Annotated in this window: 11 protein-coding genes and 1 pseudogene; 7 read left to right on the forward strand and 5 right to left on the reverse strand. The window is 59.6% G+C overall.

From position 1 onward, the window contains the following. Nucleotides 1–17 precede the first annotated feature (17 nt). The 4 genes from C163_RS07085 (at nt 18) to C163_RS07100 (ending at nt 10,146) form a co-directional block, all read left to right on the forward strand. On the forward strand, nt 18–3,959 hold the full coding sequence (locus tag C163_RS07085) for an RHS repeat protein (RefSeq protein ID WP_025338197.1): 3,942 nt from the start codon (nt 18–20) through the stop codon (nt 3,957–3,959). A gap of 373 nt (nt 3,960–4,332) precedes the next feature. Then, nucleotides 4,333–6,285: a hypothetical protein gene (locus tag C163_RS07090; RefSeq protein WP_025338198.1), complete on the forward strand. Its 1,953-nt coding sequence runs from the start codon at nt 4,333–4,335 to the stop codon at nt 6,283–6,285. A 147-nt stretch (nt 6,286–6,432) separates the two neighbouring features. After that, nucleotides 6,433–8,634, forward strand: coding sequence for an autotransporter outer membrane beta-barrel domain-containing protein (locus tag C163_RS07095; protein ID WP_025338199.1), 2,202 nt, complete (start codon nt 6,433–6,435; stop codon nt 8,632–8,634). Between the two features lie 51 nt (nt 8,635–8,685). Beyond that, the gene (locus tag C163_RS07100) at nt 8,686–10,146 is read left to right on the forward strand and encodes a hypothetical protein (RefSeq protein WP_025338200.1); all 1,461 of its coding nucleotides are present in this window, start codon (nt 8,686–8,688) and stop codon (nt 10,144–10,146) included. Nucleotides 10,147–10,155: 9 nt separating this feature from the next. On the opposite strand, the gene C163_RS07105 is transcribed toward C163_RS07100, so the two are convergent. The 4 genes from C163_RS07105 to C163_RS07120 form a co-directional block, all read right to left on the reverse strand. Continuing rightward, complete coding sequence (locus C163_RS07105) at nt 10,156–10,890, reverse strand: molecular chaperone (protein WP_025338201.1); 735 nt, start codon at nt 10,888–10,890, stop codon at nt 10,156–10,158. 62 nt (nt 10,891–10,952) lie between these two features. Continuing rightward, complete coding sequence (locus C163_RS07110; RefSeq protein ID WP_049866755.1) at nt 10,953–11,429, reverse strand: fimbrial protein; 477 nt, start codon at nt 11,427–11,429, stop codon at nt 10,953–10,955. Nucleotides 11,430–11,639: 210 nt separating this feature from the next. Then, nucleotides 11,640–12,050 (reverse strand): PA2817 family protein, encoded by a 411-nt coding sequence (locus C163_RS07115; protein ID WP_025338203.1) that lies wholly within the window; start codon nt 12,048–12,050, stop codon nt 11,640–11,642. A 312-nt stretch (nt 12,051–12,362) separates the two neighbouring features. Next, complete coding sequence (locus C163_RS07120) at nt 12,363–14,810, reverse strand: acyl-CoA dehydrogenase (protein ID WP_025338204.1); 2,448 nt, start codon at nt 14,808–14,810, stop codon at nt 12,363–12,365. A 283-nt stretch (nt 14,811–15,093) separates the two neighbouring features. Between C163_RS07120 and C163_RS07125 the strand changes: the two genes are divergently transcribed. The 3 genes from C163_RS07125 to C163_RS07135 all read left to right on the forward strand — a co-directional run bounded on the left by C163_RS07125 (nt 15,094) and on the right by C163_RS07135 (nt 17,570). Then, nucleotides 15,094–15,717 (forward strand): glutathione S-transferase, encoded by a 624-nt coding sequence (locus tag C163_RS07125; protein ID WP_013971559.1) that lies wholly within the window; start codon nt 15,094–15,096, stop codon nt 15,715–15,717. 144 nt (nt 15,718–15,861) lie between these two features. After that, a complete protein-coding gene (locus C163_RS07130; RefSeq protein WP_013971560.1) occupies nt 15,862–16,794 on the forward strand; it encodes an ABC transporter ATP-binding protein in 933 nt (310 codons plus the stop codon). Beyond that, complete coding sequence (locus C163_RS07135) at nt 16,791–17,570, forward strand: ABC transporter permease (protein WP_003260104.1); 780 nt, start codon at nt 16,791–16,793, stop codon at nt 17,568–17,570. The genes C163_RS07130 and C163_RS07135 overlap by 4 nt, the downstream gene beginning before the upstream one ends. 9 nt (nt 17,571–17,579) lie before the next feature. Here C163_RS07135 and C163_RS07140 read toward each other — a convergent pair. Beyond that, nucleotides 17,580–18,086 (reverse strand): annotated as a pseudogene (locus C163_RS07140) (DUF2062 domain-containing protein); the annotation flags it as partial. Between the last annotated feature and the right edge of the window lie 140 nt (nt 18,087–18,226).

The following is an 18,226-nucleotide window of genomic DNA, read 5'->3' on the forward strand; positions in this document are numbered from 1 at the left end:
TTTTGAGGTGAACCAGTATGTCCGGCAAAACGGCACTGCATTCGGGGGCTTTCAACTTCTCCAGTTTCATCAGTAATAGTGTTGACCCGCGTACCGGCCAGTATGGCCTGAGTATTGTATTACCTGTCTTGCGTGGCGACTATTTGGGTGGCGTAAGCTTCCCGCCATCGTTTACGTACAGTTCGTTGGGCGCAGGTGACTTCGGCTATGGGCAAGGCTGGGATATCAATCTTAGCAGCTTCATCGAGCATGCTTATCCTGAAGGGGGGAGTGCGCTATCGTTGTACACCGGTGAGCGTTTCACGGTAGACGGTGTCGAGGGTATCAGTGAGAAAAAACTGGATACTTTCCATTTTCACAAGGATGGCGATAAGGCGTTTCGAGTCGAGCATAAAGATGCTCAATTGACAGAAATTCTGGAACTTATAGAAATCGGTACCAAAGAACTGGCGCTGCCCACAAAGATTTACTCCGATTCGAAGCGCTGGCTTGAATTTGTCTACCGTGACAACCCGCAATTGCCAGGCAACCCCTGCTTGAGTGAAGTGCGTGACTCCGGGGTAGGTGGGAAACAGGGGCGTCGCCTGCTGTTGATCGAGTACCCGGGCGATATGATCATCACCTTGTACCCCGATCAACCTGCGGCGCGAGCCAGTTATACCCTCAAGTTCAACGGGCGGCAGCTCGAGCGTATAGTCCTGCCCACCGATGATGCGGCTTATTGGGAGTTCGCTTATCAACAGGTGCACGGGCAAACCTGTGTGACCCGGGTGCGCAGGCCGACCGGTGCGGTGGAACATATCGAATATGGCATAGACGGTGATCCGGGCCACAAGCTGCCAGGCGTCGATCAGTACTTGCCGCGGGTCAAGCGTCACCGCATCGTTCCGGGGTTTGGCCAGGCCGAACAGGTTACCGAGTACGAGTACTCTTCGACCAACTTCGTGGGTAATGGCAGCGATGTTGTCTGGAACAATAATGGCCGCGATAACCTCTACGATGTGGCCGACGCCAACTATTCCTACTGGAGTAAAACCACCGAGCGCTGCCCTGGGCAAGCGGACCGCACCGTGCTGAGAACCTTCGACCGCTTCCATCGTATGGTCGAGGAAAAACAAGTTCAGGGCATTTGCGTCATTACCACGGTTAGCCAATACCCAGGCAATTCGGCGGAGCCGTTCGGCAAGCAACCTGAAAACTTCCAGTTGCAGCAACTTTCGACTCAGCGCTGGCAAAAAGCGAACGGTAATCCGGGCACTGCCAAACACACCACCGAGTATGACCTGTTCGGCAACCTGATCAGAGAAGTTGCAGTCACTGGCGTCGAGACTGTGTACGAGTACTTCCCCGTTGACGGAGAGCCCGGCAAGTGCCCGGCCGACCCCCAGGGTTTTGTACGCTGGCGCAAGAGCCAGACCATCAAGCCATCGGCCAAAGGTGAGGGCGCAGCCGCGACCGAGCGTACCGAATTCGTATACAAGGCCCTTGACCCGGTTCCCCTGCCTGAGGGCACGCCCGACCCTGTCGCCAAGCCGTGGCTTGTGTTGAAAGAAGAACAAGCCTTCGTCATGGCGGGTGAGATGAAGGTGCCGCTGAGCCAGACGATTACCCATTACCATGAGTCCAAAGAAGACCTGTTGAGTTATGGGCGGCCGGCCGAGACGATCATGACCATGGGCGCAAAGCCTACGACCACCTCGTACAGCTACACGACAGAGGTGGTGGAAAACCATCCAGCCCTGGTCGTCAATCAGGTAGTGACGGGTTTCGATCACGGGCAGGCGCTGGAAGATGGAACCGTTCGCAATGTGCAGAAAACCTTTGCCTTGAAGCACTCGGCATTGACCGCAGAGCCGTTGCTCAACCGCGATGACAACGATGTGGAAATCGCCTATGCCTATGATCTGCTGGGCCGTGTGACTGTCGAGACGGTTGCGCCAAACGACAAGTTATACAAGGCTTCCCGCAAATACAGCTACGTGCTGGCGGTGGGGGACAGCCCGGCGGTGCAGACCTCGACCGATGTCAAGGGCGTGACCACCCGCACCCTGCTCGACGGCCTTGGCCGTGTGTTCGAAGAACAGCGTATGGAGGCCGACAGTGTCGAAATCTGGCGGCGCCAGCGGTATCGCAAGACCTACCTGGCCACCTACAACGCTTATGGCCAGCTTGCCGAAGAAACCGAGTACGACTGGATGGCCGATGTGGTTACCGAGCCGGGTATCCACCACGCAGTGGACCTGACGCTGCAGACAACATACGGCTACGACGACTGGGGCCAGCAAGCATGGCAAAGGGGGCCGGACGGCATCTGCCATTTCGAGGTGACGGACCCGGCTGGCACCGAGGCGTCGGCCCAAATGCCCATCACCCGTAGCTGGCGTGAGTCGGCGGATGGCACGGTTGCAAGCGGCGTGACCGAGACCTGGCTCAACCGCTTCGAAGAGGCCACGCACGTCAGGCGCTTCAGGAAAAAGGACGACACCGTTGCGTACAGCCAGCACACCTATCATTACGATGGCCTGGGGCGTGTGGCCCGGGAAGTGGCTGCCGACAAATCCACCACGCTGAGCACGTACGACACCTTTGGCCGTTTGCTGACACAGACGCTCCCCGACAGGTCGGTGGTAACCCGCCGCTACGCCACGTTTGACAGTGACGACCTTCCGGAGAGCATCGATGTCGATGGCATTGTGCTGGGCACGCAAACGTTCGATGGCCTGAAGCGGCTTTACCGGTCTGTCACCGGTGGGCGAGAGCGCATTCTGCACTACAAGCCTGGGTATAACCGACCAGAGAAGGTGTTCACGCCTTCCAGGCAATGGGTCGAGTATGAATATAACCCGGTGTTGGGCGAAGAGCCGCTCAAACGGACATCCAGTCGATTCACGGCTGACTACACCTATGACCCGGAGAATGCCCGGTTGCTGCGCTGTACAGAAGATGGGCAAACCCTGGAACGGGATTATTTCAGTACCGGGCAGATGAAATGGGAGAAGCGCACCGAGGGCAACGAAACGTTCGAAATGACGTATGCGTACAGCTATCGCGACCGTATGTTGAGCTACACCGATGTACTGGGCCAGGTGCAGGACTATCAGTATGACGATGCCGGGCGGCTGCAGAAGACTACCCTGGGCACGACAGTGGCGATGTTCGAGTACGACAAGCTGGGCCGAACATCGAAGATCGAAACCCGTGATGGTGATAACTACCTGATCACCTGGTTGGAGTATGACGAGTTCGATCGTGAACGCTGCCGTCGCTTCGATATGAAAGGTGAAATTCAGACGTTGACCCAGGATTATGATGAATGCGACCGCATTGAATGGAAAACGCTGTGGGCTGGCGAGCCGGGCGACAATATGCTGCGCCAAGCCGAAGCCTATGCCAATCATGTACGAGGTAATCTGCACGCGCCTGCGGTGACTGAAAAAGCCAATCAGCTGTTGAGGGCGATTTATGCCAGGCACACACCCTATCGGTCGAATGTTAAAGCAGACTCGGCCCAGGAAGACTGGTTGCGGCATGAGGTTTATGCCTACGATAGCCGCGGTCGCCTGTATGACTATAAATGCAGCGGAACACTGTCCCCGGTCGACCCGCAAGGTCATGTGATTCGTACACAGGCGTTTGAATTCGATGCCCTCGACAACATTTACCTGGTTATCACCGAGCTGACAGACAAAGACACTGATAAACCAGGTGAAAACGTGGCTGAATACTTCTTCGAGTGTGAAGACCCTGCGCAGCTCAGTAGCATAACCAATAGCTACCCGGGCTACCCCGCCACGGCGAAGTTGATCTACGATCCCGACGGGAACCTGACCGACGATGGTGAGGGCATGTTGATGGACTATGATGCAACCGGTCGTTTGAGGTCAGTCGAAAAGGCTGGTTTGATGTCGAGCTATCATTACGATGGTGTCGACCGCCTGAGTGGTCAAAGTGGAGGCTGAGTGTCTGGTCCTCTTACAGTGAAAGCCCGCGTTAGTGTGTAATGTTGTTCACTCAAGTCTGATGTGACATCGATTGGGGCTGCCTTGCAGCCCTTCGCGGGCAAGCCCGCTCCCACAGGTACGGTGCAAACCTCAGGGCACGCACAATCCTGTAGGAGCGGGCTTGCCCGCGAAGGGCCGCAAGGCGGCCCCAATCGCTTAAGTGAACAGCATTACGCGTTAGCGCGAGCTTTTTAATTTCCAGTCTGTGTATGGAAAGCAAAGAGGTCTTTTTGGCAACTGATAAAACTGTCAGTTGTGTGGGGGGGAGCCTCGGTTCTAAATATTCATGTGTTTTTTCGACAGCCCCCTCCTGAACTGCTGAGGCGCCAAAATGAAAATAGAAAGCGTGACCGTGGCTGATGTTGTATTTGCGCCTGTCTCACCTGAAATCGACTTGGCGCTATTGGCAGACCCATCCGACGGTACGATGCGCAGTGAGGTTTTGACCGACGATGCCATCGAGATTTCTTTGACGATCCAGAACTGGAATGCCGCAGGTGATCCCTCCATGGGAGAGTATGACCAGATGTGGCTGTATCACCTGCCGGAGCGCGGGGTGGAGGAGGAGCTCCACAGTGGTCAATATGATAGGGACAGTACTTTTCCCTTCCAGGTGAAGTTGGATAAGGCAAAGGTAAAATCATGGGGTGAAGGCAAACATGGTTTTTTTATCAGGGTGGTTGCTTACAATAATCCCTTGCCTGTTGATTTCCTCCCGTTGAACCTGATTTTCGATCGTGTGGCTCCTTATCCAAATCGACTTCCGACAGCATTCCCGGCTATTGCCGCTGTGCTGGATGCCAATATTGATGCGGTCGAGCTTACGTTGCCCACCTATCCGGATTGGGATGCCAGAGACATCGTGGCGTGGATCTGGCGCAGGGACGTGCCCAGCAACCCGGGCGACCTGGTGCCTGACGGCTTCACGCCGGTCACTGCAGTGCCATTGTCGATACCGGTGCCTGAGAAGGTCATTCGGGATGCAGGGGATGGCGGCATCCATATTGCCTATCTTTTAAGGGACATCGCCGGCAATGTGAGTGCCGTGTCAGTGCCCACGCGCGTTACGGTGGCGACTGGAGATTTGCCTACCCCGGCGGACTTCAAAAAGCCCCTGGTCTTGGGCATGAACGGCGGAGTGGTGGACCAGGATGCCGTGTTCAACGGTATTACGGTGGAAATTGGTTCCTTCCTGCATTGCAAGGCGACTGACCTGATCACGATCAAGTGGGGCACGCATACCTTCGAGACGCGGACTATCGGTTCGTTCCCGGTCAAGCTGGCCATCCCTGCCAGCGTTGTTTTGGATATTTACGGAAAAGGCTCTACCGGCGTGAAACCGGTCGAAGTAACGTATGAGGTACACCGCGGTGACTACCTGTTGGGCGGCGAAAAGGATTCATTCGACGTCAACCTCGAGCGCATTGGCCCAGTTGTGCCTGATCCGGATCCGGAATGGCCGGGGCCTGTGAACCCGAGCATGGCCTTGCCGGACGTTTATGGCGGTAATGACAACCAGAAAAATCGGCTGACCGAGAAAGACGAGCTGGCCGATGCCGTGTTGAAAGTAACGATCGATGCTGCATTCATGGAAGGTGACCTGGCCGAGTTCTACTACACCGATGAGCATGTCGTGGAGGCGGATCATGTCCTTGGGAAGGATGAGCCCGGTACTGAAATCGAAGTGACGATTCCATGGTCGTACATTCTTCGGCACGACAATGGTAGCCGTTTTGCTCACTACGAGGTCAGCCGTAAGGATGTGCCGAACAAGGCTGTTTCCAAACCTCAGCCAATTGTGGTGGAAGCTATTGTTCTACACCCCGAAGCGGCGGAGATCCGCGGCGGGTTCACAAGCGGAGGGCGTCTGTGGCTGAACTGCAGTTCGTTGTTTGACCCGGATGATTCCGCTGATGTTACTCCTGATGTACGTATCCAGATCCCTGACCTAAGCAAATGGTTGGCGGAAGGTGACGAATTGACACTGACTTGGTCGGCGACGCAGGGAACGGCTCCCGGTGGGGCCGAGATACCCGATGCCAAGTATGAGGATGTCATCGAGCTGGACAAAGACAACCCGCCGATCGGTTTCGTTTGGTCAATTCCTTACGCCGATGGCCTGAAGCCGATCTACGAGTTCGATAAAGCAAACAATAAATATGATGGGTTGGCGACCTTTACTTATGCATTCATGCGTAATGGCAAAGTTGTCAAATCCGACCCTGCCGTGGCGGTGGTATCAATGCACAGTTTTGGCACAGAGTGCCCTCTCGTTCGCCCTTGAGTGTTGGCGGTACAGCATATTGAGCATGGCTGTTGAAAAGTCGCATTGATCATCAGGCTTTTCCTACATGGTTTTAGGCGATTTCTTAATAGCCTTGCTCACGTTTCTGCTGCCCGTTCACGGGTGAATCGATGAGGCAAAGGTGCAATGATCAAGCAACGCAGTTTTACCCAGACCCCCTTGGCGCTAGCCTTTGGGCAATTATTACTGGGCGCTTCGGCCGTATTTCTTGTCGGGCCGGCAAACGCCTTGACGTTGGTGGACCATGAGAAAACTATCGGTGCCGGCACCCCTGTTGACAGCTACAGGGTCACTGACGGCGGGCGCTTGGTAGCCGAGGGCGCTACCACACAGCAGATCGACGTGCGTACAGGCGGTGGTTTGCACCTTGAGGGCTCCACGGTGTCAGCCACCGGGGTCGCTGCGGTCATGGTCAACGGCGGTGCTTCGGCAACCATCACTAGTGGCTCGCGCCTTACCAGCAACCTGTTCGGCCTCGATGTGCTGCGCAGTGCGACGGCTGGCGCCAGGGTGTCTGTAAATGGCAGCCATATCGAAGGGGGTATAGGCGGCGCCAGAGTGGCCGGCAGTTCTCATCTTTCCCTGACTGACAGTACCCTGGTGAGTAAAGGGGCGGCCGGTGCTGCCTTGCTGTTTGGCGATGCCCGGCTGGATGCGACCAACAGCCGGCTGACCGGCGCCACGGATGGCATCCGGGTGGTTGGCGATGGCCTTTCGACTAAACCTGCATTGATCAATCTGCAGGGCACACACGTGGAAGGCCAGAATGGCGCCGCCATCCGGGTGGGGAGTGCAAACCAGGCGCCCGGCGATGCGACGATCATCGTCACGGGCGGTACTACGCTGCTCGGCAGCAATGGCAACCTGCTGGAAGTGGCGAACAGCTCGAATGCCACGATGCAGGTCGAGGGCAGCAACCTGGTGGGTGATGTGTGGGTGGAGGCCGGTTCCAGTGCCAATCTGACTTTGGGCAACCAGGCCAGCCTGACCGGGCGCCTGACCAATGTCGAACACCTGGCGCTGAATGATGGCGGCCGCTGGAACATGGTGGAGGACAGTGAGCTCGGGCAACTGACCATGGCGGGGGGCTCGGTGCGGTTCGGTGAGGCCACGCAGTACCAGCGCCTTACCCTGGGCAGCCTGTCGGGCAGCGGTACGTTCATCATGGACGCCGACTTCAGCAGCGCCCAAAGCGACTTCCTCGACATTACCGGCACGGCCACCGGCAACCACAGCCTGCTGGTGGGCAGCAGCGGCAGCGAACCCACCCAGGCAAACAGCTTGCACCTGGTTCACGCCGCGGCGGGGGATGCGCAGTTCTCCCTGCTTAACGGGCCGGTGGACCTGGGGGCGTTCTCTTATGACCTGGTGCAGCGTGGCAATGACTGGTACCTGGATGGCGCGACCAAGGTGGTAAGCCCAAGCACCGAGGCGGCCATGGCCTTGTTCAATACCGCACCGACCGTGTGGTATGGCGAGCTGTCATCCCTGCGCAGCCGCATGGGGGAACTGCGCCTCGACGAGCGTAAATCAGGCCTGTGGGCGCGTAGCTATGGCAACAAGTACAACGTTTCTTCTTCTACCGGTACGCCGTACAGCCAGGTGCAACAGGGCTTCTCGCTGGGTGCCGATACCCCGTTGCCGTGGGGTGACGGCCAATGGTTGGCCGGGGTGATGGCCGGCTACAGCAGCTCGGACCTGAACCTGACCCGTGGCGCCTCGGGTGAGGTGAAAAGCTACTACCTGGGGCTGTATGCCACCTGGCTGGATGCCCAGAGCGGCTATTACCTGGACAGCGTGGTCAAGCTAAACCGCTTCGACAACCAGGCCAAGGTCAGCCTCAGCGATGGCCAGCGAACCGAAGGCGATTATGACAACGTCGGCCTGGGGGCGTCGGTGGAGTTCGGGCGCCACCTGGCGTTGGACGATGGCTACTTCGTCGAGCCTTTCGGGCAGTTGTCGGTGGTCGGCATCCAGAGCAAGGATTACCACCTGGACAATGGCTTGAAGGCCGACGGTGATGCCACGCGTTCCGTACTGGGCAAGGCCGGCGCGACGGCGGGCCGCACCGTCACGCTCGAGGGTGGGCAGTGGCTGCAACCCTATGTGCGTCTGGCCTATGTGCACGAGTTTGCCAGCAACAACCAGGTAAAGGTCAACGATCACCAGTTCGACAATGACCTCTCGGGTTCGCGTGGGGAGCTGGGCATGGGGGTGGCGGTGTCGTTGATGGACCGCCTGCAGTTGCATGCCGACTTCGACTACAGCAACGGCAAGGCACTGGAGCAGCCGTGGGGCGTCAACCTGGGAGTGCGTTACAGCTGGTAAACCATGGCGAGCCGTTCATTGCGCCGGACTGGACACGTTGGAGGTTGGGTTATGCGAAACGGGAAGTCGGATACGCTTTTTTCTCCGCCCTGGGTGGAAGGCTCGCTTGAAAACCTGGAGGGTGGCGCGCAAAACGTCATCCCTCTGGGCCTGCTGGAAAAGCCCCTGCGTGTGGATGTCACGCCATGGGAGGGCTCCAACCCCGCCCCTGGCATGCCGGAGACACTGGTGCTGTTGTGCCATGGTGTGCAGATAGGCGAAACCAGGCAATGGGAGGTTCCCATTGAGCCCGACGACTATTATGTCGAAATACCCCAGCTTCATCTCAGGGAGGACAGTACGCTTGAGTTGATATACAGGGTCACGGGTTACAACGGTGCTGAACGACACTCGGAGCCGCTGACAATAACCCTGGATCTGACCGGGCCCAGGTTGGGCGGTGATCGCGGTGGCCTGATATTCGACGCAGAGGCGCTCGCTGATGGCGTAACGGCGGATTACCTGGAGCGTCACGATGATGTGCTTGTTGCGCGGGTGCCGGACTATCAGGTCTTTGTGCCTGGAGACCACATTCGCTGGTTTTGGGATACGACGCTGTACGAAGACAATCTTGCCGGCGAGAAGGTTCTCAAGCACGGGGACTTTCCCGTCACGCTGGAAATCTCCGGCGATATCATCCGGGAACGTGGGGACGGGGCGCGCTTCGTGCATTACCGGCTGAACGATTATGCCGGTAACAAGAGTTCACCAGAAGAGCCGAAAGTGGTCCAATTGAAAGCTGATACGGCACCTCTGCCCAGGGAGTTGGGTTGGCCGGAAATCACTTATGCCACGGGAAGCGGGCAACAGGTGGAACTGGACCCCAACAAGAAGCTGAACTACATGCGGGTGGCTGTGCCATCGGGGGCTGCGTTCCCGGGGGAGAAGGTCGAGGTGCTATGGGGGGAGCCGGGTGGAATCGGCAGCTACCTGGCGACAGAGGAGGCGCCAGGCTTTCCCGGGCAGTACGATATTCCGCTGAACCTGATAGCACAGCACAGCGGCAAAGTGCTGAAAGTGTACTTTCAGGTGACGGACAAGAATGGCAAGGTTCATCCGTCTGATGTACGCCTGGTATCGTTCTTGCCGCTCACTCAAGGGCTTACGACGCCAAACGTCAGCCCTTCCAGCCATAAAACGGTTTTTCTGTCCAATGTCCCTGAAGAGGGATTGACCATCACCCTCGATGCCTGGCGCTATAGCCATACGGATCACCGGGTCACGTTGGTCGTCAGCGGTGTGGATGACCAGGGTAAGCCACTGATCCAGGAGGTGCTGAAAGACCATGCCTTGACCTTGGAGGAAGTGGAAAACGGCTTGGGGTTTGATGATGCGCTCAAGGCGACCAAGGCTTTTCTGCTTTCGCTCAAGCGTGACCTGCTCTCTGTGCGGGTTTCTGTCAGTTTCGATCAAGGCCTGACCTGGCCGCCATCGCCCAACTTTCCAATACTTGACCTGGACTTGCGCGACTGAGCGGCTGCGTCATATCGACGAACCGGGCAGCGGTTTTTCCACCAGCCGGGTGCTGCCACCGTAGTCGTTGATTGTGCTGAAGCGTACCTGCAATCCTTCTACGGGGTGGGTTGTCTTCAGTTCAAAGGCTTGGTTTTGCATGGGCAGCGCCATCAGCGCCGTGTCAATCTTTTCGGTTGTGCCCGCTTTGCCCACTTCCAGCCGGCCGAAGGTAAAGTGGTAGGGCGTGGGGTTGTGAACCTGCAGGTAGGCCTTGCCGTTCTTGCTGGCCAGCGACCACTGCAGGCTGTCCAGGTGCTGCTCCGGCACGCCTTGCACCTGGCTGGGCCGGTAGAACAGCTTGATGCGGGTGCGCATGGCGATCTTCAGCACATTTTGTTGCGCGCTATCGACCTGGGGAATTTCCTGCACATTGAAGTAGAACAGCGATTCGCGATCGGTGGGCAGGTTGTTTGGCAGGGCGTTTATTTTGACCAGTTGCTCGCGCTTGGGGTCGAGCCGGAACAGGGTGGGGGTTACGGCAAAAGGCACTGCGGTGCTGGTGTCGTCGGCCGCCGTGTTTACCCAGGCCTGCACCGCATAAGGTGCCTGGCTTGGGTTGGCGACAACCACCGAACTGCTGTGTTTGTCGCTGGGGTGGACAACGCGGGTGGCACTGATGGTCAATGCCGCTTCACTGGTTGAGGAAAGCGTTGCCAGGCAGGCAAAGCTGAGTACGTACTTGCGCAGCAGGGTCATGGACATGGTGGGACCGGCATGAGAGGCGAAACGGGTTGGTCCCCCTGGTGGTGCCAGGGGGGCTTGAATCAGCGAATATCGACATTGAAGGAGATGTTGGAATCGATCTGCCCTTCGGTCACCGTTGCCGAAGTGGTGACAAGGCGGGCGGAAAAGACCATCTCGGTATTGCCGGTGTCCTTCACCTCATAGGCCATCGACTCGGTATTGGGCGCAAGGCGGCTCGTGAGGTCGTTGATTGCCAGGCCCAGGCCGGTGCTGTAGCCGAGGCCGTCCTGGAGGGCATAAAGATTGCCATTGGTCGGGTCCGCACCAAAGCCCGCCTGGAAGGTGGCATAGGCATTCTGTGTGCCGGTCACGCAGCTTCCCGGTACGCGTAATGCGAAGTGTTTCTTGGGGGTTTCCTGGTTGGCTGCAGTGAAGTCGAACGTATTGAAGTTACCCAGGTTGATCAGCGGCAGGCTTGGGCCGCCTGGGGTAACGACCTCGATGGGGCAGGTGCCAGGCCCGCTGACAGTACCTTCGAAGTTGATGGGCTTGGCCATTGCCGCGCTGCTGCAAAGGCTCAGCGCAAGTACGGATAGTGTTTTTTTCATTGGATGATCCCTGTGTTGAGTGGCTGCGAACTCATGTATCTCAGCGCGCAGGCAGAGTACGCAGGGCAACACAGGGGGTCTGTAGGCGAAGGTTGCACATGCCGGGGGAAACAGGCTGGCCGAAGGGGCGCCATACCCCTTCGCCCGGGCAGCCCGGGATCAGTGGCGGGTATCGGCTGCCGCCGAAGCCAGCAGCTGCTTTTGCTCAAGCCAGTCAAACGCCTCGCCACGCTGCTCGCATTCGTAGCGGCGCTCTTCCAGGGCCTGGTACAGGTTCAGCTCTTCATCCGGCATGTAGTGCAGGCAGTCGCCGCCGAAGAACCACAGCAGGTCGCGTGGCACCAGGTGGGCGATTTGCGGGTAGCGCTGGATTACCTGGCAGATCAGGTCTTGGCCCAGGTACTGGCTTTCCAGAGGGTCTTGCGGCAGCAAGCTCAACAGCTCGTCGAAGCGCTCGAGGAACAGGGCGTGGCTTTCCTCCGGTACCTGCTCGGCTTCACCCAGGGCCACCAGGATGGTACGCAGGTGGTTGAGCAGTTGCAGATGGTATTCCAGGTGGGGGTTGGCCATGGGGGCGGTCCTCGGGGTGGTTGAAACGGGGGCGGAGTATACGCCGGTTGGGGGCGGGTTGGGGAAGGCGGTAGCCCACAGGTTCCACACCGGTCCGGAGTACTGCGCGGTACTGTAGGAGCGGCCTTGTGTCGCGAAAGGGCCGCAGAGCGGCCCCGGGATCTCAGCGTCAACGTCCAGGTAGCTGGGGCTGCTTTGCAGCCCTTTCGCGACACAAGGCCGCTCAGGGGACCGTGCAGCTTGCAAAGAAAAAGGCGACCCGAAGGCTAATGCCAGTCATCACTGCGTTAACCCGGCACGTGGGGCAACGGATCAGCGTACCTTGCCCTGTTCGGGCAGCAACTGCGCTTTGTCGAAGGCATCCACATCGATCACTGTCCGGCGTGCCTGTTCCGCTGCCTGCAGCCGTTGCCCTTCACCGGGCTGCAGTACACCACTCTCGACAGCCGCCCCAATCGCTGACTGGCCCGGGGCTGGCCGTACCTTGCCCTCCTTGATCGCCTGATGAAGCGCCTTGTGCAGTGGCACTGCTTCATCCAGCAAGTCGCAAGCCCGTTGCAGCGCTGCTACCGGGTCGCCCTCCGCCTTCGGCCTGAAGCAACCAGCAAGCAGCTCTTCCAGCGCCGGGTCGCCCTTGCCGCGGCCGATCAGCGCCGCCACTTCAGCATCCAGTTCATCGCTTGGCCCGGTATGGCGGCGACCGAAGGGGAACACCAAGACCCGTAGCGCGCAGCCGACAAAGCGGTTGGGGAAATTGTCGAGCAACCGGTCCAGGGCTGTTTCCGCCTGGCCCAGGCTCTCTTCCATCGCCCAGCGCAGCAAGGGCTGCATGTGTTCCGGTGAGCCCAGGTCGTGATAGCGCTTGAGCGCAGCACTGGCCAGGTACAGGTAACTCAGCACATCCCCCAGCCTTGCGCTCAGCCTTTCGCGGCGTTTCAGCGCCCCGCCCAGCAGCATCATCGACAGGTCAGCCAGCAGGGCGAAGGCCGCTGCCTGGCGGTTGAGTGCACGGAAATAGCCTTGGCTCAAGGCATCGCCCGGTACGGTTTCCAGGCGGCCCAGCCCCAGGTTGAACACCAGCGTGCTGGCCGCGTTACCGGCGGCGAACATGATGTGTTTCATCAGCAGGTCGTCGAATTCCTTCAATGCCTGGTCACGGTCCTCACGGACGGCCAGGGCCATTTCCTTGAGCACGAACGGGTGGCAGCGGATGGCGCCCTGGCCGAAGATCATCAGGTTGCGCGAGAGGATGTTGGCGCCTTCGACGGTGATGAAGATCGGCGCGCCTTGCCAGTTGCGCCCCAGGTAATTGTTCGGGCCCATGATGATGGCCTTACCACCGTGCACGTCCATGGCGTGCTGGATGCACTCGCGGCCACGCTCGGTAAGGTGGTACTTGAGGATCGCCGACAGCACCGAAGGCTTCTCTCCCAGGTCCACGGCCTTGGCGGTCAGTAGGCGGGCGCTGTCCATCAGCCAGGCATTGCCGCCGATGCGGGCCAGTGATTCCTGGATGCCTTCGAAAGCCGCCAATGGCACATTGAACTGCTCGCGGATATTGGCATATTGGCCGGTGACCAGGCTGGTGTACTTGGCGGCACCGGTGCCCACGGCGGGCAGGGAGATCGAGCGGCCTACCGACAGGCAGTTCATCAGCATCATCCAGCCTTTGCCGAGCATGGCCTGGCCGCCTATCAGGAAGTCCAGTGGCACAAATACGTCCTTGCCGCTATTGGGGCCGTTCATGAAGGCGGCACCCAATGGCAGGTGGCGTTTGCCGATTTCGACGCCGGGCGTGTCGGTAGGGATCAGCGCCAGGCTGATACCCAGTTCTTCCTGCTCGCCCAACAGGTGGTCCGGGTCGTAGGCCTTGAACGCCAGCCCCAGCAGGGTGGCGACGGGCCCGAGAGTGATATAGCGCTTTTCCCAGTTCAGGCGTAGGCCTATGACCTCTTCGCCGTTCCATTGCCCTTTGCAGACCACCCCGGTGTCAGGCATGGCACCTGCGTCGGAGCCGGCCAGCGGGCCGGTGAGGGCGAAGCAGGGGATTTCATCGCCACGCGCCAGGCGTGGCAGGTAGTGGTTGCGTTGTTCGTCAGTGCCGTAATGCAACAGCAGTTCGGCCGGGCCGAGCGAATTGGGCACCATCACGGTGGAAGCCAGGTCGCCGCTGCGGGTGGCCAGTTTCATCGCCACCTGGGAGTGGGCGTAGGCTGAAAAGCCCTTGCCGCCGTATTCCTTGGGGATGATCAGGGCGAAGAAGCCATTCTGCTTGATATGTGCCCAGGCTTCGGCCGGCAGGTCCATGTCCTGGCCGATCTGCCAGTCGCTGACCATGGCGCAGAGTTCTTCTGCCGGACCATCGATGAAGGCCTGTTCTTCTTCGGTCAGCTTCGGCGCCGGGTAGGCGAGCAGGGTGCGCCAGTCGGGGCGGCCGCTGAACAGTTCGCCGTCCCACCATACGGTGCCGGCGTCGATCGCCTCGCGCTCGGTTTGCGACATCGGCGGCAGGGTGCGCTGGAACCACTTGAACACGGGGCCTGTGAATACCTTGCGGCGCCATTCCGGCAGCGCCACCAGGGCGGCTTTCAGTGCCAGCGCTATCCAGAGCAGGGTCAGCAGCCAGCCGGGAGCGCTGCTGAAAATGCCCATCAGCAGCACATAAGCGGCCATGATGCCAAGAATCTGCAAGGGCGCCAGGCGCCGGTGCGTGAGGTACGCCGCGCCGATCACCAGCACCACCAACCACAACAGCAACATAATCGGTCCTCCTTGGAACCAGGGGGGTAAGCCGTCCCAGACAGCTTAGACGCAACGCTGCGAACGGCCGGGTCAGAACAGTGACAGGGTATGGCGGTGGGAGTTTCAGGGCATTGTTTGTCTGTACCGGCCTCTTCGCGGGTGAACCCGCTCCCACAGGTACTGCACCCTGCTCAGGTCTGGCGCAGAACCCTGTAGGAGCGGGTTTACCCGCGAAGAGGCCGGTACAGGCAACGAAAGTCTGGAGTAGACTGCACCCCTCCGCATTCATAAGGACGTTGCCATGCTGAAGATCTGGGGCCGCAAGAATTCGAGCAATGTGCGCAAGGCGCTATGGATCGCCCATGAACTGGGCCTGGATTTCGAGTCGATCGACGCCGGCGGCGCCTTCGGCGTGGTCAACGAGCCGCACTACCGTGCGCGCAACCCCAACGGCCTGGTGCCGATGCTGGAAGACGGCGACCTGACCTTGTGGGAATCCAACACTATCGTTCGCTACCTGTGCGCCGAGTACGGTGCGGAGCAGGGCTGGTACCTGGACGACCCGCGTCAGCGCGCGCTGGCGGACAAGTGGATGGACTGGACCACCTCGTCCTTCGCCACGCCGTTCCGCCCTCTGTTCTGGGGCCTGTTGCGCACCCCGGAAGACCAGCGCGACTGGGTGGCGATCAACGCTGCGCACAAGCAATGCGCCCAGCTGCTGGCCATTGCCGACGAAGCCCTGGCCAAACAACCGTACCTTTCCGGTGACCAGATCGGCATGGGCGACATCCCATTGGGAAGCTTCATCTATGCCTGGTTCGAAATGCCCATCGAGCGCCCGGCCATGCATCACCTGGAGGCCTGGTACGAGCGCCTCAAGGCCCGCCCTGCGTACCAGGCAGCGGTAATGACTGCGCTGACCTGATCGAACACCACGGCCACTTCGATAGTCATTATCAATACACATGACTGTACTTGTGCGGCCAGGCCAAGCACCATTGGCCGCACTCACTGCGCCAGTGCCTTTACCTGGCGTGTCCTGCACCTTTTTCTCGGTAAGTGACCCGCTATGAGTTCCGCCCTGTCCATCCGACAGCTGACCAAGACCTACGGCAACGGCTTCCAGGCCCTCAAGGGCATCGACCTGGATGTTGCCGAAGGCGACTTCTTCGCCCTGCTCGGCCCCAACGGCGCGGGCAAGTCCACCACCATCGGCATCCTCTCCACCCTGGTCAACAAGACCAGCGGCACGGTCAACGTGTTCGGCCACGACCTGGACCGCGAGCCGTCGGCGCTCAAGCGTTGCCTGGGCGTGGTGCCGCAGGAGTTCAACTTCAACCAGTTCGAGAAAACCTTCGACATCGTCGTGACCCAGGCCGGTTACTACGGCATCCCGCCCAAGGTGGCCAAGGAGCGTGCCGAGCAGTACCTGACCCAGCTCGGCCTGTGGGACAAGCGTGACGTGCAGTCGCGTTCGCTGTCGGGGGGCATGAAGCGCCGCCTGATGATTGCCCGCGCGCTGATCCACGAGCCGCGCCTGCTGATTCTCGACGAGCCAACCGCCGGTGTGGACATCGAACTGCGCCGTTCGATGTGGAGCTTCCTCACCGAGCTGAACCAGAAGGGCATCACCATCATCCTCACCACCCACTACCTGGAAGAGGCCGAGCAGCTGTGCCGTAACATCGGCATCATCGACCACGGCACCATCGTCGAGAACACCAGCATGCGCCAGTTGCTGGGCAAGCTGCATGTCGAAACCTTCGTGCTCGACCTCAGGCAGGACCTGGCCACTGCACCGGTGCTGCAGGGCTACCCGTGCCGGCTGCTGACCCCGCACACCCTGGAAGTGCAGGTGGACAAGGACATCGGCATCACTGCGCTGTTCGGCCAGCTGGCGCTGCAGAACATCGAGGTGCAGAGCCTGCGCAACAAGACCAACCGACTCGAGGAGCTGTTCGTGTCCCTGGTGGAAAAAAACCTGTCGAAGGTGGCCGTATGAGTGTGGAACTGCGCACCAACTGGGTCGCCCTGAACACCATCGTCTACCGCGAAGTGCGGCGCTTCCTGCGTATCTGGCCGCAGACCCTGCTGCCGCCGGCGATCACCATGGTCCTGTACTTCGTCATCTTCGGTAACCTGATCGGCCGGCAGATCGGCGACATGGGTGGCTTCACCTACATGGAGTACATCGTGCCGGGGCTGATCATGATGTCGGTGATCACCAACTCCTACGGCAACGTGGTGTCGAGCTTCTTCGGCAGCAAGTTCCAGCGCTCTATCGAAGAGCTGATGGTGTCGCCGGTATCGCCACACACCATCCTCGTCGGTTATGTGCTGGGTGGCGTGCTGCGTGGCTTGGCGGTGGGTGTGATCGTGACTTTCCTGTCGCTGTTCTTCACCCACCTGCAGGTGCATCACCTGGGCGTGACCGTGGTCGTGGTGCTGCTGACCGCCACCATCTTCTCGCTGCTGGGCTTCGTCAACGCGGTGTTCGCGCGCAACTTCGACGACATCTCGATCATCCCGACCTTCGTGCTGACGCCGCTGACCTACCTGGGCGGGGTGTTCTACTCGATCAACCTGCTGCCGCCGTTCTGGCAGACCGTGTCGTTGGCCAACCCGGTGCTGCACATGGTCAACTCGTTCCGCTACGGCATCCTAGGGGTGTCGGATATCAGCATTGGAACGGCGATTACCTTCATGCTGGTCGCCACCGCGGTGCTCTACCTGGTGTGCGTTCGCCTGCTGGTCAGCGGCCGCGGCATGCGTGCCTGAAGCCTTGCACCGGCATTGGCGCAGACGCCACTGCCGGCCCACCCACCAGCGCCAGTAGAGCATGGTGGTGAAGTAGCCAAGGATGCCCAGCACCACACCGCACACCACCGAGCCGAGCAGGAAGGGTTGCCACAGCGTCGACAGCTGGTCGGTGATCCACTGGAAAGTCAGCTCGTCGGGCAGGGTGCGTGTCGGTACCTGCATCAGCCAGGCGCCGGTCATGTAGGTGACGAAGAACACCGGTGGCATGGTCAGCGGGTTGGTCAGCCATACCAGGCTGACCGCGATCGGCAGGTTGCCGCGCAGCGGAATGGCCAGCGCGGCAGCCAGCAGCATCTGCGCCGGCATCGGGATCAGCGCCGCGAACAGGCCAACGCCCATGGCCCTCGCCACCGAATGGCGGTTCAGGTGCCAGAGGTTCGGGTCATGCAGCAACTTGCCGAAAAAGCGTAAGGACTTGTGTTCCCGAATACTGGTCGGGTCCGGCATGTAGCGTTTGAAAAGTCGGCGCGGCATGTAGGCTCCCGGAGCGTTGATCCGGGCAGTATGCCCTGATTCCCGCTCAGCCTCGTTTAGAGTTTGTGACAATTGTTGAGCAAGCGCTGCCGACAATTGGGCTATGCCTCAGAAGGTGATTTCGCTTCTGGAGCTCTACT

Source organism: Pseudomonas sp. FGI182, assembly GCF_000511325.1.
Classification (GTDB): domain Bacteria; phylum Pseudomonadota; class Gammaproteobacteria; order Pseudomonadales; family Pseudomonadaceae; genus Aquipseudomonas; species Aquipseudomonas putida_Z.

Excerpts from the sequence above, each read along its gene's own strand:
- C163_RS07095 (WP_025338199.1), top strand. The coding sequence starts at position 6,433 with ATGATCAAGCAACGCAGTTTTACCCAGACCCCCTTGGCGCTAGCCTTT.
- C163_RS07120 (WP_025338204.1), bottom strand. The coding sequence starts at position 14,810 with ATGTTGCTGTTGTGGTTGGTGGTGCTGGTGATCGGCGCGGCGTACCTC.
- C163_RS07125 (WP_013971559.1), top strand. The coding sequence starts at position 15,094 with ATGCTGAAGATCTGGGGCCGCAAGAATTCGAGCAATGTGCGCAAGGCG.
- C163_RS07130 (WP_013971560.1), top strand. The coding sequence starts at position 15,862 with ATGAGTTCCGCCCTGTCCATCCGACAGCTGACCAAGACCTACGGCAAC.
- C163_RS07090 (WP_025338198.1), top strand. The coding sequence starts at position 4,333 with ATGAAAATAGAAAGCGTGACCGTGGCTGATGTTGTATTTGCGCCTGTC.
- C163_RS07115 (WP_025338203.1), bottom strand. The coding sequence starts at position 12,050 with ATGGCCAACCCCCACCTGGAATACCATCTGCAACTGCTCAACCACCTG.
- C163_RS07105 (WP_025338201.1), bottom strand. The coding sequence starts at position 10,890 with ATGTCCATGACCCTGCTGCGCAAGTACGTACTCAGCTTTGCCTGCCTG.
- C163_RS07135 (WP_003260104.1), top strand. The coding sequence starts at position 16,791 with ATGAGTGTGGAACTGCGCACCAACTGGGTCGCCCTGAACACCATCGTC.
- C163_RS07110 (WP_049866755.1), bottom strand. The coding sequence starts at position 11,429 with ATGGCCAAGCCCATCAACTTCGAAGGTACTGTCAGCGGGCCTGGCACC.
- C163_RS07100 (WP_025338200.1), top strand. The coding sequence starts at position 8,686 with ATGCGAAACGGGAAGTCGGATACGCTTTTTTCTCCGCCCTGGGTGGAA.
- C163_RS07085 (WP_025338197.1), top strand. The coding sequence starts at position 18 with ATGTCCGGCAAAACGGCACTGCATTCGGGGGCTTTCAACTTCTCCAGT.